Raw genomic sequence first — 1469 nt, 5'->3', positions numbered from 1 at the left:
GCCGTGCACCCGGCGCAGCAGGCCGTCGGTTTCCAGCAGCGCCAAATCCCGCCGGACGGTTTCACGGGTGATGGCAAAACGTTCGGAGAGTTCCGCGACGGAGACCTTCCCGTGTGTTTCCACCGCTTCGGTGATGAGCCGGTGTCTCTCTTCGGCGAACATTCCTGCCTCCCGTGTGCGTGAGCTGACCCACAGGGATCTGTGTTTGTATGACTTTATGCCTGTTTGTGTGGCATCGTCAAGACATTTGGGGGCTAAAAGTTGGCGTTATGTTTGCTTATCTGTGCTTTGGGGCTCTTATTCGCTGCGGGGCCACTGGCTGCGGGGCGCCCTCGTCCAGCGGGTGGGCGATTTCGTCCCGCCAGAAGCGGCCGCACCACCAGGCGATGACGGCAAAGACCGGGGAGGCCAGGCCCGCGAAGATGAAGATCTCCCGCGGCGCAACGAGCTGGCTCAGCGGTCCGGTGACAGCCATAGAGACCGGCATCAGGGCCAGGGAGACGAAGAAGTCCAGGCTGGAAATCCTGCCGAGCAGGTGCGCCGGCACCCGCCGCTGCAGCAGCGTGCCCCAGGTGACCTGCCCAATCCCGTCGGTCAGCCCCACGATGAACAGCAGGATCACCAGGCACCACAGGCCGGGACGAAGCCCACGGCAACCAGCGGCAGGGAGCCAAAACCCCAGCAGGCCATCATGATGCTCAGGTAGCGCCGGGGCATGCGCAGCGTGGCGGTGGCCATTGACCCAGGGCGCAGCCCACGCCGTAGGCGGCCAGTGCGGAGGCGAAGTCCGTCGCGTCCCCGCCCAGCCGGTCGCTGACCTCGAAGGGCAGCAGTACTTCGAAGGGCCCAATGAACGTGAAGACCGCAACTACCGCGAACAGCAGGGTCCAGCGCAGCCACGGGGTGCCCACCGTGTAGCCCACGCCCTCCCGCAGCTGGTGGATGATGCCGCCCCCGGCCTGCTGCCCGCTGCCATCGGCGGGCCGGTCATAGGCCGGGGCATGGGAAATGCGGCGCAGGGTCAGCAGGGCCGCCACGTGGGTTACCGAAATCCCGGCAATCGCGTGGGCGGGGAAACCGAGGCCACCAGCACCCCGGCCGCCAATGGACCAGCGCGGTCTGCACCACCGGGCGCACCGTGCCCTCGATGCCGTTGGCCGCCAGCAGCTCGGCGGCCGGCAGCATTCGCGGCAGCAGTGCCGAGTAGGCCGGATAGAAGAACGCGGCCCCGGCCCCGGAGAGGAATCCGGCCAGCACCAGGTGCCACAGCTGCAGGCTGTGGGTCAGGGCCAGCGCCGCCGTGGCGCTCATCACCAGCAGTGAGGCGGTTCCACCAGCAGCAGGATCTTGCGGCAGGAGTACCTGTCGGCAGTGATCCCGCCCAGCAGCACCAGCCAATCAGCCGAGCGAGGTGGCCGTGGCGACGCTGGAGAGCTGCACGGACCGCCGCCGAGCTGGCGCACCTGGTA

The 1469-nt window shown here is 67.5% G+C and carries 4 protein-coding genes; all 4 read right to left on the bottom strand.

All coding sequences use genetic code 11. The annotated features are described in order from the left end of the window. Nucleotides 1-162, bottom strand: a 162-nt coding sequence (locus JCM19049_RS14050; RefSeq protein ID WP_279403259.1) for a DeoR family transcriptional regulator, incomplete at its 3' end; no start/stop codon positions are given. A gap of 115 nt (nt 163-277) precedes the next feature. Beyond that, the gene (locus JCM19049_RS14045) at nt 278-622 is read right to left on the bottom strand and encodes a hypothetical protein (RefSeq protein WP_054821892.1); all 345 of its coding nucleotides are present in this window, start codon (nt 620-622) and stop codon (nt 278-280) included. Nucleotides 623-698: 76 nt separating this feature from the next. Next, the gene (locus JCM19049_RS14040; RefSeq protein WP_054821891.1) at nt 699-1037 is read right to left on the bottom strand and encodes a hypothetical protein; all 339 of its coding nucleotides are present in this window, start codon (nt 1035-1037) and stop codon (nt 699-701) included. After that, nucleotides 988-1311, bottom strand: coding sequence for a hypothetical protein (locus tag JCM19049_RS14035; protein ID WP_054821890.1), 324 nt, complete (start codon nt 1309-1311; stop codon nt 988-990). Before JCM19049_RS14035 ends, JCM19049_RS14040 begins: the two co-directional genes overlap by 50 nt. Nucleotides 1312-1469: the final 158 nt, after the last annotated feature.

It is taken from the genome of Arthrobacter sp. JCM 19049, from assembly GCF_001310435.1.
Note: the sequence above shows the minus strand (reverse complement) of the source record. Positions and strands in the feature narration are given on the sequence as shown.